Annotated in this window: 11 protein-coding genes and 1 tRNA gene; 7 read left to right on the top strand and 5 right to left on the bottom strand. The window is 70.7% G+C overall.

The window, feature by feature from the left end:
• Positions 1–16: 16 nt before the first annotated feature.
• Genes KO353_RS10115 through cysE form a run of 4 tightly spaced genes read right to left on the bottom strand, consistent with a single transcriptional unit; the run spans position 17 to position 3,572 of the window.
• A complete protein-coding gene (locus tag KO353_RS10115; protein WP_218284553.1) occupies positions 17–1,198 on the bottom strand; it encodes an aminotransferase class V-fold PLP-dependent enzyme in 1,182 nt (393 codons plus the stop codon).
• Positions 1,199–1,213: 15 nt separating this feature from the next.
• Entirely contained in the window at positions 1,214–2,332 is a 1,119-nt protein-coding gene (locus KO353_RS10110; protein ID WP_218284551.1) for a cysteine desulfurase family protein, read from the bottom strand.
• Positions 2,333–2,340: 8 nt separating this feature from the next.
• A complete protein-coding gene (locus KO353_RS10105) occupies positions 2,341–2,868 on the bottom strand; it encodes an Rrf2 family transcriptional regulator (RefSeq protein ID WP_218284550.1) in 528 nt (175 codons plus the stop codon).
• 14 nt (positions 2,869–2,882) lie between these two features.
• Positions 2,883–3,572, bottom strand: a complete 690-nt coding sequence (cysE, locus tag KO353_RS10100; RefSeq protein WP_218287344.1) for a serine O-acetyltransferase — start codon at positions 3,570–3,572, stop codon at positions 2,883–2,885.
• Between the two features lie 260 nt (positions 3,573–3,832).
• Here cysE and KO353_RS10095 point away from each other — a divergent pair, with 260 nt between their 5' ends.
• The gene (locus KO353_RS10095) at positions 3,833–4,501 is read left to right on the top strand and encodes an alpha/beta hydrolase (RefSeq protein WP_218284549.1); all 669 of its coding nucleotides are present in this window, start codon (positions 3,833–3,835) and stop codon (positions 4,499–4,501) included.
• Positions 4,502–4,609: 108 nt separating this feature from the next.
• Here the strand turns inward: KO353_RS10095 and KO353_RS10090 are convergent, their stop codons facing one another.
• Positions 4,610–5,749 carry an anhydro-N-acetylmuramic acid kinase gene (locus KO353_RS10090; RefSeq protein WP_218284547.1) on the bottom strand — a complete coding sequence of 380 codons (1,140 nt, stop codon included), beginning with the start codon at positions 5,747–5,749 and terminating at the stop codon, positions 4,610–4,612.
• A 54-nt stretch (positions 5,750–5,803) separates the two neighbouring features.
• Between KO353_RS10090 and tyrS the strand changes: the two genes are divergently transcribed.
• From tyrS to KO353_RS10060, 6 genes are all read left to right on the top strand, one after another.
• Positions 5,804–7,042 (top strand): tyrosine--tRNA ligase, encoded by a 1,239-nt coding sequence (tyrS, locus tag KO353_RS10085; protein WP_218284545.1) that lies wholly within the window; start codon positions 5,804–5,806, stop codon positions 7,040–7,042.
• Positions 7,043–7,162: 120 nt separating this feature from the next.
• Positions 7,163–7,549 (top strand): c-type cytochrome, encoded by a 387-nt coding sequence (locus KO353_RS10080; RefSeq protein WP_218284543.1) that lies wholly within the window; start codon positions 7,163–7,165, stop codon positions 7,547–7,549.
• Between the two features lie 221 nt (positions 7,550–7,770).
• Positions 7,771–7,845: transfer RNA gene (locus tag KO353_RS10075), tRNA-Met, on the top strand.
• A 331-nt stretch (positions 7,846–8,176) separates the two neighbouring features.
• On the top strand, positions 8,177–18,037 hold the full coding sequence (locus tag KO353_RS10070) for a DUF11 domain-containing protein (protein ID WP_218284541.1): 9,861 nt from the start codon (positions 8,177–8,179) through the stop codon (positions 18,035–18,037).
• A 43-nt stretch (positions 18,038–18,080) separates the two neighbouring features.
• Positions 18,081–19,898: a TolC family protein gene (locus tag KO353_RS10065; protein WP_218284540.1), complete on the top strand. Its 1,818-nt coding sequence runs from the start codon at positions 18,081–18,083 to the stop codon at positions 19,896–19,898.
• The gene (locus tag KO353_RS10060; RefSeq protein ID WP_218284539.1) at positions 19,895–20,317 is read left to right on the top strand and encodes a hypothetical protein; all 423 of its coding nucleotides are present in this window, start codon (positions 19,895–19,897) and stop codon (positions 20,315–20,317) included. Before KO353_RS10065 ends, KO353_RS10060 begins: the two co-directional genes overlap by 4 nt.
• Positions 20,318–20,327: the final 10 nt, after the last annotated feature.

Below are 20,327 nucleotides of genomic sequence, written 5' to 3'. Positions count from 1 at the left end.
CAGGAAACCCTCGAGTTCACCCGGCCGCGGCAGCGGCGCTCCGGTGCGCGGCGGCGAGCGCGGCAACCGCATAGTCCACTTCCGCCTCGGAGGTAAAGCGCCCGAGCCCGATCCGAAGCGTGCGGGAGGCGGCCTCAGCCGAGAGCCCGAGCGCGGTGAGAACATAGGAGGGCTCGACCTCGGCGGAAGAGCAGGCGGAGCCTGTGGAGACGCAGAGCTCGGGGCAAGCCTCTATCAGAGCGGCGGCGGAGGCGGCCGGGAAGGTGAGGTTCAGGTTGCCTGGGATACGCGCCGCGGCGCTGCCGTTGAGCGCGATTCCCGGGATCGCGCGGGCGAGGCCATCCCACAGCCTGTCCCTGAGCCGGGCGAGGCGGAGCGACTCCTCTGCCATCTCGGCGGCGGCGATCCGGCAGGCCTCGCCGAGGCCGATGACGAGCGGGGCAGGCAGGGTGCCCGAGCGCAAGCCTCTCTCCTGCCCGCCGCCCGAAAAGAGCGGGGCGAGCCGGACACGCGGGCGTCGCCGCACATAGAGCGCGCCAACCCCTTTCGGCCCGTAGAGCTTGTGGCCGCTGATCGAGAGAAGGTCGACCCCCAGAGCGCCGACATCGAGCGGGATCTTGCCCGCCCCTTGCGCGGCATCGGTGTGGAAGAGAGCGCCGCGAGCCTTGGCCATCTTCGCGAGAGCGGCGAGGTCCTGGATCACGCCGATCTCGTTGTTCACCGCCATCACCGAAACAAGCAGGGTGCTCTCGTCGACGGCCTCGGCAAGCATGTCGGGGTCGAGAAGCCCATCAGGCCCGACCGGCAGCACCACCGGCTCGAACCCTTCCGACGCGAGGTCGGCCACCGTCGCGAGCACGCATTTGTGCTCGGTCGCCACCGTCACGATCCGCCGGCGTGGGCTGCCCTGCGACGCCGCGAACCGGGCCGCGCCCTTGATCGCGAGGTTGTTGCTCTCGGTCGCCCCGGAGGTGAGGATGATCTCGCGCGGCTCGGCGCCGATCAGCGCCGCGACGTGGGCGCGGGCCGCCTCCACCGCCTCCTCCGCCTCCCGGCCCATGAGGTGCTCAGCGCTGTGCGGGTTGCCGAAGCGCTCGGTGAACCACGGCAGCATCGCCTCGAGCACGCGCGGGTCGCACGGCGTGGTCGCCTGGTTGTCGAGATAGACCGGCCGGTTTCGCGGCGGCAGAGCGTTCATGGCGGTGAGATCGGGTCAGGCGGCATGCCGCGCAAGCCGCCCCGCCATCGCGGCATAGGCGTCGAGGAAGGCGTCGACATCCGCCTCGGTCGCGGTCCAGGGAAGCGAGACGCGAATCGTCTGGCCGGCGAGCGGCCCGAGCCCCATCGCGGCGAGAACGTGGCTTTCCGCGACCTTGCCGGAGGAGCAGGCGGCACCAGCGGAGACCGCCACCCCGGCGAGATCAAGCGCCATCACCTGGGTCGTTGCGGCGACACCGGGCAGGGCGAGGGCGAGCGTGTTGGGCAGGGTGGGAACAGTGGCGCAGAGGAGGCGCGCCGCCGGAACCCTGGCCGCAAGCCCATCGGCAAGTCGCGCCTTGAGCGCGGCAAGACGCTCCGCGCCACCCGCGCGGCACCAAGCCTCCGCCGCCTCGACCGCTGCGGCGAGGCCCGCGATCGCCGGCAGCGGCTCGGTCCCGGCGCGAAGCCCGCGCTCCTGCCCGCCGCCTCGGAGAAGAGCCGCGGGCGTTGCCGTTCTCTGCACCACGAGAGCCCCCGCCCCCTTCGGCCCGCCCGCCTTGTGGCCGGACAGAGCGAGCGTGTCGGCAGCGGCCACCGCCTCGGCGAGCGGCAGACGCCCGGGCGCCTGCACGGCATCGATGTGCAGGAGAGCGCCGAAACGCCGGCACAGGGCCGCCACCTCCGTTATCGGCTGCACGGTCCCGGTCTCGTTGTTGGCGAGCATCAGGCAGACGAGAGCCGGGCGCGGATCGTCGGCAAGGCGTTCCCCGAGCGCCTCGAGGCTCACCACTCCGTTGCCGTCAACCGGCACCGTCTCGGCTCCGGCGACGGCGCGGCGGACGCAGTCATGCTCCGTGGCCGAGACGAGAACGCGCCGGCCCGACGCGGCGAGCCCGGCGACGGCGAGCGCATTCGCCTCCGTTCCGCCCGAGGTGAAGACGATCGCCTCGGGCCGAACGCCGAGCGTCGCGGCGAGCCGCTCGCGCGACTCCTCGAGGCAGCGTCGCGCGGCGCGCCCTTCCGCGTGCACCGAGGAGGGGTTGCCGGAGAGTTCGAGGGCGGCAAGCACGGCCGCCCGCGCCTCGGGGCGGAGCGGCTCGGTGGCATTGGCGTCGAGATAGACGCGGCGCATGCTGCGGCTCAGCGGGCGGGTCGGCGCGGCTGTGGCGCCGTCGGCTCGAGCTCGGCGATTGGGACGTCGATCACGCCGTTGAGGCGCGCGTGCAGCGCTCCGGCGCGGCCGAGCACGCGGCGGCGCACCACGTCGTCGAGCGTCACGGAGGCGAGGAACATGTGGATCTGGTTGCCGAGCTCCTCCCACAAGTCGTGGGTGAGGCAGCGCGAGCGGTCACCGAGGCAGCCCTTGGGGCTGCCCATCTCGCAGCGTGTGGCCTTGATCGGCTCGTCGACGGCGAGGATGACATCGGCGATCCGCGTCTCCGTGGCGGGGAAGGCGAGACGATAGCCCCCGCCCGGGCCGCGAGCGGAGAGAACGAGACCGGCGCGCCGGAGCTTGCCGAACAGCTGTTCGAGATAGGAAAGCGAGATGCCCTGGCGTTCAGCGATCTCGGAGAGCGCCACGGGCTTCGCCGTGCCATGCGCCGCCGTCTGCGCCGCGAGATCGACCATCGCCATCACGGCATAGCGACCGCGAGTCGAAAGCCGCATGCCGCCCTCGCCCGCTAACCGCTCTCGCCAGACGGAGCGGGCGCGCGCGCCCCGCGCTGCCCGGCCTCGAGGGCGGCGAGCCTCGCCGAAAGGCCGGCGATCTCGGCCCGCAGCTGCTCAATGCTGCGCAGGGCAGGGTCGAGCGTCTCGTCGCAGGGCGTGCCGTAGGGCAAAAGGTCAGCCCCGGCGGGCCGCCGCTCGACCGGACGGGCAGGGATGCCGACGACGGTCGCCCCGGCAGGGACGTCGGACACCACCACCGCATTGGCGCCGACGCGCGCGCCATCGCCGACCAGGATCGGCCCGAGCACTTTCGCTCCGGCGCCGAGGATGACCCCGTTGCCGATGGTGGGGTGGCGCTTGCCGGCAACGAGCGAGGTGCCGCCGAGGGTGACCTGGTGGTAGATCAGGATGTCATCGCCGAGCTCCGCTGTCTCGCCGATCACCACACCGTCGCCATGGTCGATCACGAGCCGCCGACCGATCCGCGCGCCAGGGTGGATCTCGATCCCCGTAAGCATCCGCGCGATGTGGGAGAGCAACCGGGCAGGAAGGCGGAGCCGCCACCTCCACAACCGGTGCGCGAGACGGTGCATCGCCACCGCGTGCAGACCGGGGTAGCAGAGCAGGACCTCGAGCCGGGACCTGGCCGCCGGGTCGCGGGCCATGATCGCATCGATTCCCTCAACCCAGGTCCGCAACATCGTCGTCACGTTTTCTGTGTCATTCGCGCGCGTCGCTCACTATAGTCCCGGCTTCCTCGCGAGCCGTCAGCCGTCGCGGGGGGATCCATATCTTATCTTGCGGAGGTGCGCGCCCCGCATGCGAGGGGGAGGCTAGGGAGTCCGACTGGGGCAGTCAACCATGGCTGCCCGGCACCGTCCCTCCCCGAGCGTGCGGAGCGCGCTGGGCCGCACCCGGCGCCCGCCTGGGCGCCGCACTGGATAGGGGGCCGAAGAGAAGCATGCCTGAGGTAATGTTCCAGGGGCCGGATGGCCGGCTGGAGGCGCGGTATCATCATGCCAAGCAGCCCGGGGCGCCGATCGCGCTCGTCCTGCATCCGCATCCGCTGCATGGCGGCACGATGAACAACCGCGTCGTCTACACGCTCTACGGTGTGTTCCAGCGCCTTGGCTTCTCCGTCATGCGCGTGAACCTGCGTGGCGTGGGCAAGAGCCAGGGGCGGTATGACGGCGGCGTGGGGGAGCTTGCCGATGCCGCGGGCGCGCTCGACTGGATGCAGGCGATCAACCCGAACTCCGGTCCGGTCTGGGTGGCGGGCTACCAGTGGGGCGCCTGGCTCGGCATGCAGCTCCTGATGCGCCGGCCCGAGGTGCGCGGCTTCATCTCGGTCACGCCGCCGGCGAACCACCTCGACTTCGGCTTCCTCGCCCCCTGCCCGCAGTCGGGCCTGATCGTGCAGGGCGGGCGCGACGAGATCGTGCCCGAGCCCGCGGTCGCCAAGCTCGTGGCGAAGCTGAACTCGCAGAAGGGGATCCGGATCGACTACCGGGTCTTCGAGGACTGCGACCATTTCTTCGTCGACCACTGTGACCGTCTCGCGGAGGCGGCGGAGGAGCACTTGACCCTCGCTCTCGGCCGCGACGAGCGTCTCAAGCTCGCCGCGGACTGAGCCGGCACGCGGCGGCGGCAGCGCGGGGCGTCGGCCTCCTTCGCGCGCTCGATGGGGCGCCGGCAGGCCTCGCGAGGGACGCCCCCGCCGCGAACCGGCGCGGAGGCGTCAGGCGGTGTGGGGCAGGACGACCCGCCCCCCAGGCATTGGCCGCGGCACGCCCGTCGTCCCGGGCAGGCTGAGCGGCAGGCCGCGCAGGCTTCGCGCAGCGAGGAAGGCGAAGGCCTGCGCCTCGATCGCATCCCCGTCCCAGCCCTCGTCCTCGGCGGTGCTGACTGGCGCCCCGAGGGCCTCGACGAGGCAGCGCAGGATCGCCCGGTTGTGGCGCCCGCCACCGCAGACGACCCAGCGCCGCGGCGGAGAAGGCAGGTGCGGCAGGGCGGCCGCCACGGCGCGCGCGGTGAAGGCGGCGAGCGTCGCCGCACCATCGGCTGGCGCGAGGCGATCGAGCCCCGCCTGCCCGGCGGCCTCGCGGAAATCGAGCCGGTCAAGCGACTTCGGCGGCGTCCGGGCGAAATACGGGTGGGCGAGAAGGCGTTCGAGCACGGCCTCGTCGGCGCGGCCGGAGGCGGCAAGACGTCCGCCCGAATCATAGGCGTGGCCCGTGTGCCGGAGCGTCCAGTCATCGAGCAGGGCATTCCCTGGGCCGGTGTCGAAAGCGAGGAGCTCGCCGCCCAGGCCGAGGAAGGTGACGTTCCCAACCCCGCCGAGGTTGAGAACGGCGATCGGCCGCTCCGCTTGGCAGAGGAGAGCGGCGTGGAACAGCGGCACGAGCGGCGCGCCCTCCCCTCCCGCCGCGACATCGGCAGAGCGGAAGTCGTGCACCACCGGGAGGCCGGTCGCGGCGGCGAGCGCCCGCGCATCGCCGATCTGCCAGGTTCGCCGCGCCTTCGGCCGGTGCAGCAGCGTCTGGCCGTGGAAGCCGATGGCGCGCACCTCTCCGGCCGCGACCCCCGCACGCGCGATCACCGCCTTCGCCGCCTCGGCATGAAGCACGGTGAGCTCGGCTTCCGCCGAAACGAGCTCGGGGGCGTCGGCCGCGAGCGTCTCGGCCCTCTCCATCAAGGCGCGCAAGCGCCGCCGCAGGCCTGACGGAAGCGGAACAGTGAGAGAGGCGCCGAGCCGGCCGAGGCGCTCCCCGTCCGTCTCGACCAAGGCGGCATCCACCCCGTCGAGCGAGGTGCCGCTCATCATGCCGAGATGCCAGCCGAATGGGTCGCGTCCGGCCGCATGCGGTTTTGCCGCCATGGCGGGACTGTGCTAGGCGATCGCCCCGTTCCGCAAGACACGCCCCGACACGCCATGAGCACAGACGCGCTGCGATCGGACTTCCTGCGCATCGCCTCGGAGCGCGGCTACGTGCACCAGTGCACCGACCTTGCCGGGCTCGACGCGCGCCTCGCCGCCGGCCCGCTCGCGGCCTATGTCGGCTATGACTGCACCGCCGACAGCCTGCATGTCGGGCACCTGATCTCGATCATGCTGCTCAGGCTCTGGCAGAAGACCGGCAACCGCCCGGTGGTTCTGATCGGCGGCGGCACCACCCGGATCGGCGACCCGTCCTTCCGCGACGAGAGCCGCCCGCTTCTGACGGATGAGCAGATCGAGGCGAACAAGCGCGGCATACGCGGCGCGTTCGAGAAGTTCCTTGACTTCGGCGGCGGCCCTGCCGGGGCGATCGAGGTCGACAACGCCACCTGGCTCGACGAGCTCCGCTACATCCCGCTCCTGCGCGACGTCGGCGTGCATGTCTCGGTCAACCGCATGCTGACGCTCGACAGCGTGCGGCAGCGTCTCGAGCGCGAGCACTCGCTGACGTTCCTCGAGTTCAACTACATGATCCTTCAGGCCTACGATTTCCGCGAGCTTTTCCGGCGGCACGGTGTTGTCGTTCAGATGGGCGGGTCGGACCAGTGGGGCAACATCGTCATGGGGGCGGACCTGATTCGCCGCACCGACGGCGCCGAAGCGTTCGGGTTGACCGTGCCGCTTCTGACCACCGCCTCGGGGCAGAAGATGGGAAAGACCGCCCAAGGCGCGGTGTGGCTGAACGCCGACCGCCTCTCCCCGTTCGGCTACTGGCAGTTCTGGCGTAACACCGAGGACCCCGACGTGGGCCGCTTCCTCCGCCTGTTCACCGAGGTGCCGATCGCGGAGATCGCCCGGCTCGAGCGTCTCGAGGGAGCGGAGCTGAACGCGGCGAAGATCACGCTCGCGACGGAGGCGACCGCGCTCCTGCACGGCCGCGCGGCGGCCGAGGCAGCGGCGAAGGCAGCCGCGGGCGAGAGCACCGCAGGCCTTCCCGTGGTCGTGGTGCCCGAGCTCGCCGACGGAATCGCAGCCTTCGCCCTGGTCGCGCGCGCCTTCGGCCTCGCCTCCAACGCCGAGGCGCGGCGTCAGATCCGCGGCGGCGGCGTGCGGCTCAACGACGCGCCGGTGACGGACGAGGCGGCGGTGATCGGCCCGGCCGCACTGACCGAGGACGGAGCGGCGCGGCTCTCGCTCGGCCGCAAGCGCCAGGTGCTGGTGCGCGCCGCCTGAGCGGCAAGGCGCTGATCGCGACGGCGCGAGGAGCGTGGCGGAGACGTCACGCGCCGGCCTGCTCGCGGAGAGGTGGACGGGAGCAGAATCGCGCTTCCGTCCACGTCCGGAGAAGCCAGGATGACGCGCTCCTTGCCCCTGCTTGCGGCCCTGCTCGCCCTCGTCGCAACCACGCCGCTGCACGCCGAAGGAGACCCGGAGTCCGGCCAGCGCGTGTTCAACCAGTGCCGCGCCTGCCACGTGATCGAGAACGACGGCCGAAACGGCGTCGGCCCCAATCTGCACGGTGTGGTCGGGCGGCGCGCCGCCTCGATCGGGACCTTCCGCTATTCTGCCAACATGCGGGAGCTCGGCGAGCAGGGCTTGGTCTGGACCGAGGACAACCTCCGCGCCTATCTCGCCAATCCGAAGGCGGTGGTGCCGCGCGGAAGCATGGCCTTCCCGGGCCTGCGGAACCCGGCGCAGGTGGAGGACGTGATCGCCTTCCTCAAGAGCCGGGCAGGCTGAAGCTGAGCGTGTGCGGACCGCGGGCGCCGGCGCGCGACGCAGTCGCGGGCGATGGGCAACCGCCGACGGGGGGCGGGCGCGGCCGCGTTCGCGAACGGACGCCCGGCCGGCCTGGATGGCGGAACGACACCCCCGAGCGCGGCAGGGCCGCCATCGAGGAGCCAAGCCGCCGCTTCCGATTGACACCGAAGCGGCCTCGGGTCTATCCCCCGCGCCCTGGTGGCGGCGTAGCTCAGCGGTAGAGCAGGGGAATCATAATCCCTTGGTCGGCGGTTCAAATCCGTCCGCCGCTACCAGAGCCGATCGGCCTCGCGTGGGGATGCTCGCGGTGAGCCTGTCTTGGCCCCCGCTTCCTTCCTCCCGCCGCGCAGTGCCAGCCTGGCCGAGCCGGCGTGCCGCACGCCACCGGGGCGCGTCCCCTGCACTCCCCATCGCGGTGCCTCGGGCGATGACGCCGATGGCATGCGCCGGGAAAAGCGCCTCCGCGGCAGCCGAAACGTCGAGGGAGGTGACGCGCGCCGCCCGCACGGGTCTCCGCCTGCTTCCCCGGTCGCGACCTCACGCAATCCTTAAGAAGTCGTAAAAAAATCTGTTGCGTCACGCAGGGCCCGCGGCTTGTTTCTCGGCATGCGCTGGTGGCCGTTCAGCAGACCTCCCTGCACCGTTCCGGCCTTCGAGGTGCTTGAGGAGCGCATCATGCTCGCCGCCCAGCCGGTGGTCGCGATCAGCGGCCCGGCGGAGGTGACGCTCGGCGGCACCGCCACGCTCACGTTGACCTTCGACAACCAGCCCGATGCCTCGCCCGGAAGCGACGTCGGCTACGCGCCCTATATCGACCTCGTTCTGCCGAAGAACGGCGCCGACGGCGCGGGCCCGGGAAGCGACGCGCCGTTCGAGAACGACGGGATCCGTTTCCTCTCCGCGACCTATCTCGGCAGCCCGGTTGCCGCGACCGTTCTCGAGTTCGACGTCAATGGCGAGGCGGTGCACCCCTTCGCGCGTGACGCGACCGGAGAGCTCCGCGTCGTGCGCGCGGCCGATTACGGGCTCGGCCCGGGCGACGAGCTCGTCGTGCTCCAGCTTCCCTTCGGTTCCTTCACGCCCGACCAGACGGCGCAGCAGATCAGCGTTCGGCTCGAGGTGTCGAGCTTGGCGGATGCGGGCGTCGCCCTGCCGATCACCGCCGTTGCCGGGTTCGCTTTGGGGCGCGATGCGCTGAACAACCCGGCCGCCGACCCGCCTCTGCTCGGTCCTGTGGCAAGCACAACACTTACCCCGACCCTGCTCAGCCTCTCGAAGTCCTTTGATGGACCGGACGGGGAGACGGCCACCGGCCCGAACTTCCCGCGCGCCTACACGCTCTCACTCGACATCGCCGCCGGCCAGACGCTCACCGATCTCGTGCTGACCGACCGGCTCCCGGACGGCATCGTCGTCACGGGTGCGACCATCACCTCCGGCCCGGCGGGAAGCATCGATTTCGATCCGGATACGAACGACCTGATCGTTCGCTTCGCTGACCCTGTGCTCGGCGCGCCCGGGCCGGACGTGACGGTCCGCGTCACGTTCCATGTCGGCGAGTTCCTCGAACCAGGCGCTCCGGGCACACCCGTGCTCGACCCGGCCACAGGCGCGCCGCGGCCGCTCGCGAACGAGCTTTCCGCAACCGCGACCTGGACGCCGCTCGATCCGCGCGACCCCATCGCCACCGTCACGGTCGATCCGCCCGGCCCGGAAAACGTGTTCATCGCCCGCGCGCTTGCGGTGCAGAAAAGCGTGTCGGTGGTGGGCGGCGGGGCGCCCGAGCCGTTCGACACGCTGCGCTGGACGCTTTCGGCCCAGGTCAGCGACTACTTCTCCTTCGCCGACCTCGTGCTCTCCGACACGCTGTCGGACGGCCAGAGCGTCGACCCGACAAGCCCGTCGCTGGTCGTGCGCGAAGGCGGCGTGGTGATCCATTCCGGCGCCTTCGACCCCTCGAACGTCACGATCATCGGGAATGCGGATGGAACGACCTCGGTGTCGTTTCGAATCGCAGACGAGCTCGCTTTCCGCGGCCTCGACCCCGAGCTCTCGGGCGGCCGCGTCGGCGCGCCCGCAGGGCCGACCACGCTTGCGGTGACCTTCGACAGCACGGTCGCGCGCTACTACGCCGATGGCCGCCCGCTGCTCCAGGGAGACAGGCTCGGCAACACCGCCGAGATCGCCGGGACGATCCCGGGAAGCGGCGGCACGGTGACCGACGCCGGCGCAGCCGGGACCGCGCTTGCGCGCGGCTTCGGCCTTGCGAAGAGCATCTACCTCGTCAACGGCGAGCGCCCGGCATCACCCACCCCACCTGTCACGAACACCGACACGATCACGTTCCGGCTCCAATACACCCTGCCGACCGGCTCGGCGAACGACTTCACCCTCACCGACTTCCTGCCGCTGCCGATCTTTCGCGTCGTGGGCGATTTCGGCCCCCTCACCTTCCTCGACCTCCGCGACGACGGAACCAATCCCGCCACCCTGCCGCCCCCGGGAACCGCCTGGTGGCACCCGGATGAGACCTTCGACCTCGCAAACCCCGTCGGCTACGCCGGCGCGCCGACGCTCGTGCTCGATCCCGCGTCGAACAGCGTCACCTTCGACTTCGGCAGTTTCCACATGGAGGTGCCGCAGACGCTGAAGGTCGACATCCTGTTCCGCCTGCCGGTCGAGGGCCGCCCCTTCGGTGACAACTTGTTCCTGACCAATCTCGTCACCTCGCGCGAGGCCAACACGGCCGGTGCAGTGGCGACGGGCAACGCCATCGCCCAGCTCGTGCTCACGCAGCCGGCGCTGAACGTCACAAAGGGGGTGATCGGCGTCGCGACGGGGCAGAGCGTCTTCCCTCTCTCCTTCGACCCGGCGGCCACAGGTCCCGTGCCCTTCGCCCCGCCGGGCAGCGCGGGTGCACCCTTCTCCGGAACGATCACCTCGGCGATGCTCGCGGAGGTCCCGATCGACAGCGACCTCGCAGGTGTCGATGCGGGCGATCTCGTGCGCTTCGCGATTGTGGTCGAGAACACCGGCCGCGGCATCCGCGGCGCGCACGACATCCTGATCCGCGACACGCTGTCTGCGGGCTTCGAGATCCCTCCGGGCGGGCTGAACCTCACCGTCACGCGCGGCGACGGTGTCGCGATCCCGTTCGTTCTGCGCGGCGGCGGGCTGTTCGATCCGGGTGGCGGCATCGAACTCCTCGACCCCACCGATCTCGACCCGACCGACCCGGGCGGCGCACTCGCACGCTTCACTACCGAGGGCGAACCCGGTTCCCCGCCGACGGCACCGACCGGCCGCAACCTCGCGCTCATCACCTACGACCTGCGCGTGGCCGATGCCGCTCAGGCGACCGGGCTCGTGCTCACCAACACCGCCGAGATCGCACGCTACGCCGCTGTCGAAGGCGGCGATGACTTCGCGGTGAACCTGTTGCCTGCTGACCGTTTCGACCACGCGACTGTTGTCACCGGCGACCCGATCATCGAGAAGGTTCTGGTCTCGACCTCGCTTCCCGAAAGCGCCGACCCCTTCGTTCTGATCGGCGAGGAGGCTCTCTTCCGCGTCACGCTGTCGCTGCGCGAGGGGCTCACCCGCGACCTCGTGCTCGCCGACATCCTGCCGACCACACCCGGCGTGCTCACCTTGCGCGACTGGACGCTGGTCTCCCTCGGCTCGACCATCTCCTTCACCGGCTCCGCCCCGCCGGTCGGCGTGCCGCAGACCGGGCCGATCACCCTCCCGCTCGGCGATACGATCAACCTCGCCGACAACGTGGTCGATGCGCGCGACCGGATCGTGTTCGAGGTGCGCGCCGCCGTGCTTGATGTGCCGCAGAACAGCCGCGGTGACGTTCTGGTCAACACCGCCTCAGCCACCTTCACTGACGCGGCAGGGGTGACGCGCAGCATCGCCGACACGGAGAGCGTGACGATCGCCGAGCCAAGCCTCGAGCTCACCAAGACGGCGAACCGGACCACTGCCGACGGCGGCGACCTCATCACCTACACGCTCCTCGTCACCAATCCGGTCGGTCCCGCAGCGGCGCCGGTGTTCGACCTCACCATCCGCGACCTCTTCGACGACCCCGATCTCAGCCTCGTCGGAGGCTCGGTCACGCTCGGCGGCACGGCTGCCGCGCGCGCCTCGATCCTGCTCGGCAACGGCCAGACCGATCAGAGCATTCGCGTCTTCCTCCCCGACCTGAAGCCGGGCGAGACGCTCTCCGTGACCTACCGGGGAAGGATCAGCGACACGGTCGAAAGCGGCAGCACGGTGCTCAACACCGCGATCGCGCAAGGTGACAGCGCCCCGGGGAACGTTCCGGGCCAGCGCGTCCACGAGGACCAGAGCACCGCGACTGTTCGGATCGCGGGACCGACGCTCTCCAAGACCGTGTTCTCCACGAGCCTCGCCGACACCGGAACGAGCCAGGGCAACCCGTCGCTTCAGGATCTCGCCTATGGCGAGGAGGTGACCTTCCGGCTCACCGCTCGGTTCGCAGAGGGCACGACCCTGAACGCGCGGCTGGTTGACCTTCTGCCGAATACGCTCCCCCCCCTCGAGGTGCGCTCGGCCTCGATCGTCTCGGTCGGCGCCAACCTCACCGCTCCCGGGGCGGTGGTTGGAGCCGCCGGTGCGTTGAGCAACCGAAACGCCGATCCGTTCAACGACACCGTCACCTTCACGCTCGGGGACGTGTTCAACCGCCCCGACGGCGTGTCGAACGCAAACGACACGATCGTGTTTGAGGTCACGGCGCGGCTTCGCGGCGACCTTGGCGCGCCGGCGGGTGCGGTGCTGACCAATCGCGGCGAGCTCGTCTATCGCTCCGAGGGCACCGATCGGACCATCAGCGCGCAGGCGAGGGTCGAGACGGTGGTTCCGCGTCTTTCGATCGAGAAGGTGGCGGACCGTCTCGAGGCAGACGGTGGCGACATCGTCACCTACACGGTTCGCTTGCGGAACCTGAACGTCGCCTTCGCCGGTCCGGCCTATGACCTCGTCCTGTCCGACCTGTTAGAGGACCCGGATCTGATCCTTGTGCCGGGAACGGTGGCGGTCTCAGGCGTGCCGGCGACGATTCTTGAGGGCAATGGCTCGGGTGACGCGACGATCCGGATTGGCATCGATCGGCTGGTCGCTGGCGAGACGCTGACCGTGACCTACCAGGCGCGGATCGACGAGTCGGTCATCGCCGGGTCGCGAGTGGACAACGTCGCAAGTTTCCAGGGCGACACGTATCCCGGCCTCCGCGCAGGCGAGGTGGTGGTCAGAGGGGCGGATGCCGAGAGGGTGCGAATCGGCGTGCCCGCGCTTGAGAAGGAGGTGTTCGCGACCTCGCTTCCCGAGACGGGAACGAGCCAGTTCGCGCCGGGCAGGCCGGACGTCGCGATCGGCGAGACGGTGGTGTTCCGGCTCGTCCTCACCCTGCCGGAGGCGACCAACATCCTGCTTAGCCTCGTCGACCAGATGCCCGCCGGCCCCGGCGTGATGGAGTATCTAAGCTACGAGATCCTGCCGCTGCGGGCGACGACCAATCTCAGCTTCGTCCCTGGCACCGAGACCGCGACGGTGGTCGACAGCAACGGGGACGGCAGGCCGGACCGGCTTTCGATCGCCTTCGGAACGGTGACCAACGCGTCCGACAACGTGGTCGACGAGAACGACCAGATCGTCGTGCTCGTCACGGGGCGCGTGGTGAACGACCCCGCCAACGTCTCGGGCCGCGTGCTCGTCAACACCGCGCAGAGCTTCCTTGACATGGTGCCGCAGGCACCGGCTACGGCTGCGCTCGACGTGGTCGAGCCTGAGCTCGTGATCGACAAGTCCTCGAGCCGAACGAGCGGCGATGCGGGCGACCGCACCACCTACACCGTCGTCGTCGCGCCAGCGCCGGGGATGACCGGCCCGGCCTACGGCGTGCGACTGACCGATCTCCTTCCGCCCGACATGGCGCTCGTGCCGGGCACGGTGACGACCACGGCCGGAACGATTGTGACCGGCAATGGAGCCGGCGACGCGACCGTCGTGGTCGACCTGCCGACGCTTCTGCCCGGCGCGAGCCCCGTCACCATACGCTTCGATGCCGTTCTGCGCGACAGTGTCGCGCCGCAGCAGGCGATCGACAACCGAGTCGACGTCGCCTACCGGTCCGCCCCCTCATTCCAGCGCGACTACGCCGCCTCCGACACGGCGCGGATCGTCGTGGCGATGGAGCCCTCGATTTCGAAGGCGGTCGTCGTTACCTCCCTCGCCGAGACGGGCTTCGCGTTCTTCGATCCGCTCGCGCCGGATGTCGCGATCGGTGAGACCATCACCTACCGGATCGTCGCCACCCTCGCCGAAGGCACGCAGACGCTCGTCCTGCGCGACCTTCTCCCCGGCGCAGGCTCGCCCGCGCTTGCCAATCTCCGCGTGCTCGAGGCGCGAGTCGACGCGATCGGGGCCAACATCTCGGGAAGCGCTCTCTCGGTCGGCGATGCCGGCACGGTCGCTGACAACACCGTCACCTTCGACTTCGGCACCGTGGTGAACCCGGGCGACAACGTCACCGATTCGCGTGACCAGGTGGCGGTGGTCATCCGCGCGCGCGTCACCGACATCCCCGACAATGTCGCCGGGCGCGCGCTGCGCAACGACGGCGAGGTGCAGGTCGGCGCGCCATCCGATCCGTCGGTTCGGATCGTGCGGACCGACCGGGCCGTCGTCGACGTGGTCGAGCCGACCCTCCGGATTTTCAAGGAGCCCTCGGTGCCGACGGGCGATGCCGGGGACGAGATCGAGTACCGGCTCACGGTGGTGAACGTTTTGGGATCGACGGCCCCGGCCTACGACCTCGTGCTCTCAGACCTTCTGCCGGCCGGGATGACGCTCGCTGCCGGAAGCGTGACGGCCGATCGCGGCACGGTCATGACCGGCAACACACCTGGCGACACGACGATCCGGATCGCGCTCGGCGACGACCCGTTGCTTCCCACCGACACGTCGCTGACGCCCACCGACGACACCCGGGTCGTCGTCACCTATCGCGCGCGGCTCGACGACACGGTCGAGCCGGGTGAGGCGCTCGTCAACGATGCGCGATTCGCTGCGCTTAGCGCGCCGCCGGCGCTCGCGGGCGAGGACGTTCGCAGCGTCGCGGGCGCAACGACCGCGACCGTCACGGTGCTGATGCCGGTGACGCTGACGAAGGCGATCGTTGCGACGAGCCCCGAGCTCGGCAGCGGCGCGTTCGACCCCGAAAATCCTGACCTCGCGATCGGCGGCACGGTGACCTACCGTCTGACCGCGACCCTTTCGGAAGGCACGCAGCGCCTCGTGATCACCGACACGCTCCCCGAGGGCCTCGTGTTCGAGGAGGGGCGCGTTGTCTCGGTCGGCTCCGGCCTGCCGCCCGCTCTTGCGGGCGTCGTGCCGACGGTCTCTGGCCAGGAGGTGCGCTTCGATTTCGGCGTTGTGGTCAACAGCGGCAACAACGACCCGGGCGACGGAACGGTGGCGGTTGAGATCGTCGCGCGCGTCGCCGACACCCCCTCGACCCTGCCGGGAACCGTGCTCGCCAATGCGGGCACGGCGACCGTTTCCTCGCCGACCGATCCCGGCCGCCCTGGCGGAACGGAGATCGACACCGCGCGGGTCGTGGCCGATGTGGTCGCGCCCGCGCTCGTGCTCGAGAAGAGCGATCCGGGCGGCTTTGCGCGGCCCGGCGAGACGATCACCTACACGCTGACGCTTCGGCACGCCCCCGGCTCGACCGCTCCGGCCTACGACCTCGTGATCGCCGACACGCTTGCGGATGAGGCGCTCTCGCTCGTGCCCGGGACGGTCACCACATCGGCCGGAACGGTGGTTACGGGAAATGATCCGGGTGACACAAGCGTCGCGGTCTCGGTCGATGAGCTCGCGGTCGGGGAGGTCGTGACGGTCACCTTCGCGGCCCGGGTGGCGGCCACAGCGCCCACGGGCGCCACCGTGCTGAACACCGCGACGGCCGCGTTCGACACGAGCCCAGGGCCCGGCGGCCAGCCGGGGTCGGTCACCGACACCGCCGCCGTGCCGCTCGCGCCCGGCTTCGCCAAGACGATCGTCTCGACCTCGATCGCCGAGACGGCAGCTGATTCCGTCACGGTCGGGGAACGGATCACCTACGAGCTCGTCGCCACCTTGCCGCAGGGGACGGTCGGCGATCTCGTGATCTCCGATCTCCTTCCGCCCGGGCTCGTGCCGCTCGCGGCGACGGTCGTCTCGGTCGGCTCCGGGATCACGGGGGGTGCGCTCGCGCCGGGCGACTCGGGCACGATCGCCGGTCAGGCGGTGCGCTTCGAGTTCGGCACCGTGGTGAACGCCTCCGGCCCCGCCATCGGCGCCGAGGACCAGGTGACGGTGCGGATCGTCGCCGAGGTGGCGGACATCCCCGCGGTGAGGGATGGCGCGATCCTCGCCAACGACGCGCGCCTCGATTACGCGATCCGCGGCGAGACGGGGCGGGAGGAGGATCGCGTCGCCGTGCTGGTCGTCGAGCCCGCGCTCGCGATCGGCAAGACGGTCGACCGGCCTGCGGGCGATGCGGGCGATCTCTTCACCTTCACGGTCACGATCACGCCTTCGGGAAGTGGCCCTGCCTTCGACATCGTCGTGACCGACACGCTCCCCTTCCCGCTCGTGGTCGAGCCCGGAAGCCTCGCGACCACCCTCGGCACGGCGACGGTGATCGGCGACACGATCCGAATCGACATCCCCGTGCTCCTGCCGACCGATCCTGCCGTGATCGTGACATTCCAGGCGCGGTTCGGCGAGTCGATCGAGCCCGGACAGATCGTCACCAACAACGCGACCGTCAGCTACGCATCGTCTCCCGGGCCGATCGGCCGCCCCGGCGGCGACAGTGCGAGCGCGACCTTGGTCGGCGCCTTCCCGATCGCGCTCGAGAAGACGATCGTCGCCACCTCGCTTCCCGAGACGGGCTCCGATCTCTTCGACCCGGACCGGCCCGACCTCGCGATCGGCGAGGTCGCGACCTATCGGATCGTCGCGACCCTCGGCGAGGGAACGCAGCGCGTCGTCATCACGGATACGCTTCCCCTCGGCCTCGTTCCCGAGACGGCCGTGATCACCGCCGTCGGCGCCGGGCTGCCACCGGGGCTCGTCGGAACACCTGGGGTGATCGCGGGCCAGAGCGTGAGTTTCGATCTCGGCACGATCGTCGCTGCCGGCAACAACGATCCGAGCGACGACACGATCACGATCGAGATCACGGCGCGGGTGGCGGATGTGCCATCGAACCAGTCAGGCACGCTGCTTGCGAACGACGCCGCGCTGACCGTGACGGCGCCGACCGCCCCGGGCAACCCCGGCGGGACCCTTGTCGCGGGCGCCTCTGCCGGTGCTGAGGTGGTCGCCCCCCTGCTCACGATCGAAAAGTCGGCCGACCGCCCCTTCGCTCTCCTCGGCGAGCCGGTCACCTACACGCTCGTGCTTGCGCATGGCCCCGGCTCGACAGCGCCGGCTTACGGTGTTGCGCTCGGCGACACGCTCGCCGGCACCTCCCTCGCGCTGGTTTCGGGCAGCGTCACGACGAGCTTCGGCACGATCGAGAGCGGCAACGGAGCGGGCGACACGGCGGTGCGCGTCACCGCGCCCGTTCTGCCGCTCGGCCAGAGCATGGTCGTGACGTTCCAGGCGATCCCGGTGGCGTCACCGCCGCAAGGCGTGGTGCAGAACACGGGCGGGTTCGACGCCGCCTCGGCTCCGGGCGGCCCGGCAGGTTTCGTCCGCCCCTTCGCCGGCAGCGACACGGCCGCGGTGGTCCTCAACAGCTTTTTTCTCGGCGGTCCCCTGTTCGGCGGGCTCGATGCGCTTGAGCGGTTCCTGTCGGAGGCGACGCCGCCTCCCCGCTCCGCTCCGCCGCCTGTCTATTCCGGAACGGCAACGCCTGGAGCGGCGATCAGCTTCGTGGTGCGTGACGCCACCGGAGCGATCGTCGCGCAGGAGACGCGTCATGCCGATCTCGGCGGCAACTGGCTCGTCGCGATGCCGGGCCTCGAGACCGCACCGGCGCCGAAGGAGAACACTGAGACGCTGCGCGCCTCGATGCCGGTGGCGGGCGGGCCGATCCGGAACGTCAATGCCGATCTGCCCTCGGTTACGCGGGAGCCGCCGCCCCCGTCCACCACCGCCGCCGCCGCCGCCCTGTCGCTCACCCCCCAGCAGGGGCTTGCGACCCGGCTCGACGCCGAAGCAGACGGGGCCGACAACACCCGCCTCTACTTCGCGGGCACCGGCGGCTCCTCCACATTCGCGACCGGCCCAGTCGATGCGCTCGGCGAGGCGAGCCCGGGTGGCATCGCGGCGCTTGCGACCGCGATGCCGGGCGTGAGCCGCCCCTTCGGCCTCGCTCTGAACAAGTTCGCGATGGAGTTCCTCGCCAACTCCACGGTGCCCAGCGGCCGCCTCAACTGATGCATACTCGCGCATGCACTTGAGTCGGAGCCCCGCGCGCACAATGACCATGCTTCGCCTGTTGCCGATCCTGCTCGCCGCCGCGTTGCCCGCACAGGCCCACGCCCAGGGCTGGTTCTCGGACCGGTTCGACAACGCGATCGCCAATGTCGACCAGATCACCGCTCGATATCGAAACGATCTCAGGGAGGAGCTCGAGCGTGCCGGGGTGCGCCCGCCGCCGCTTCCGACGCCGACCGCGGCCGAGCAGGCTGCGGTGCGAAGCCTCCGCCCCTGGTGGCAGCAGGCGGTTGTGCGCCCGATCGAGCCGGGCGGGCGGGCGATCCCGGTCAGCCTCGCCTATATGTACGACAGCGCCATCCTCTATTCGGCGCAGCTGCGCGTGTTCGGCGACCTCCCCGCCATCCGCGATCTGCAGGAGGCGGAGGTGGCCGGCCGCTACGTGCCGCGCGGCTTCGCAGAAGGCCGCATCGGCCAGGTGAACGACCCGACCCGGAGCCTCGCCAACACGCTCGGCTCCGAGCGCCTTCTGCGCAACGAAGTGGCGACCGAGTTCGGCCTGCGCCAGCGCCTGATCACCGGCGGCGAAGTCACGATGGGCCAGCGCTTCCTGAACTTCTCGACGAACTCGGTCGACTTCGTCCCGCAGCGGCAGACGGTCGCGCAAAGCTTCATCACCATCGTCCAGCCGCTGTTGCGCGACTCAGGCACAGCTTATGTGCGCTCGATCCACGAGGTGGCGCGGGTCGATGCGCGGGTGGCGCAGAGCGAGTTCCGCCGCCAGGCGGAGAACCACCTGCTCGAGGTCGCCCGCGCCTACTGGACGCTCCATCTCGCGCGCGTGACCCTGCTCGTGAAGGAGCGCCTGGTCGCGCAGGTACGTCCGATTGTCGCCCAGCTTGAGGCACGTCGGGGGATCGATGCCGATGGGCTGCTGCTCAACCGCGCCCGTACCGCGCTGGCCACGCGGGAGGCGGAGGTGCTACGGGCACGCGCGGGCGTGCGTAACGCCGAGGTGAGGCTACGCGGCCTCGTCAACGATCCGCGCTTCGGTCAGCAGGGCATCACCGAACTCATGCCCTCCGATACGCCGCTCGACCGCTACGAGCCGATCGGGCTTGCCACCGTGCTCGAGCGGGCGATCGCGCTCCGCCCTGAGGTTCACCAGCTCTACCTGCAGCATCGCGCCGCTGTGCTGCGCGAGGGCCAGGCGCAGGTGGAGGCGCTGCCGCGGCTTGATATAGTGCTCGAGGGAACGCAGGGCGGCCGCGGGCTCGGCCGCTACCAGTTCGGCGAGGCGTTCGACCGCTACAACAATCTCCAGCGTCCGGGCGGCACCATCGGACTGCGCCTTGAGGTGCCGCTTCAGTCTGACGACCTCGCCGCGCGGCTCGAACGGCGCCGGCTCGAGACGCGGCAGGTGGAGAGCCAGGGCCGGGCGACGCTCGCCACCATCGTCGCCGAAAGCGAGGTGACGCTGAACGAGTACAATGTCGCCTTCCGGGAGGTGGCGGCGCGGGCCCTCGCGATGCGCGCGGCACAGACGGAGGTGAACATCCAGACCGAGCGCTTCCGACAGGGGGTCGGCAGCGGACTTGCCGGCGCGACCGCGCTCGACCTTCTCTTGCAGGCGCAGGAGCGGCTCGCCGAAGCCGAGGAGCGCGTGGCCGCCGCCCAGGTCGGGTTCACCCTCGCCTTCCTCGTGCTCGCCCGCGTCCAGGGCACCTTCACGAGCCTCGAGAACCTCGACGTGCGCAAGATCGACGACGCTGCCCGCGGGCCGAGCTACGTCCTGCAGCGCAGCTCCGCGGCAGAAGGCCGCTCGCCGCAACCTGCTCCACGGAACGGACGGACACCATGACACGACCGATCCTTGCAGCCCTCACCCTCGCCCTGCTTGCCGCCTGCGCCGGCCCGGCGAACCGGCCAGTGCTTCTCGACGGAGCCGACAGTCTGCGCGCCGGCCAGGCCCCCCGTGTGGCCACCGCCCGCATGACAGCCGATGGCGCCGGCCACCGGATGGAGCTCGTCGGCGCCGACGGGCAGCTTCTCACCGGTCGCCTCGCGCGCGCCGAGCGTCCGGTGCTCGTGCCGCTCGCCGCCGGCGGCACCGCGCCGACGCCGTTCGTGACCGACACCGAGCTCGCAGGCGAGATCACCGACGGCACGACCACCCTCGCCTGCGCCTTTCGCCTCTTGAACCCGGCACGCGGCTTCGACGGCGGCGGCTCGGGCCGGTGCACGGGCCAGGACGGACGGACGGTGGATTTCCGCTTCTAGCCGGGGGAAC

Source organism: Elioraea tepida (genome assembly GCF_019203965.1).
In the GTDB taxonomy this organism is placed as follows: domain Bacteria; phylum Pseudomonadota; class Alphaproteobacteria; order Acetobacterales; family Acetobacteraceae; genus Elioraea_A; species Elioraea_A tepida.
Note: the sequence above shows the minus strand (reverse complement) of the source record. Positions and strands in the feature narration are given on the sequence as shown.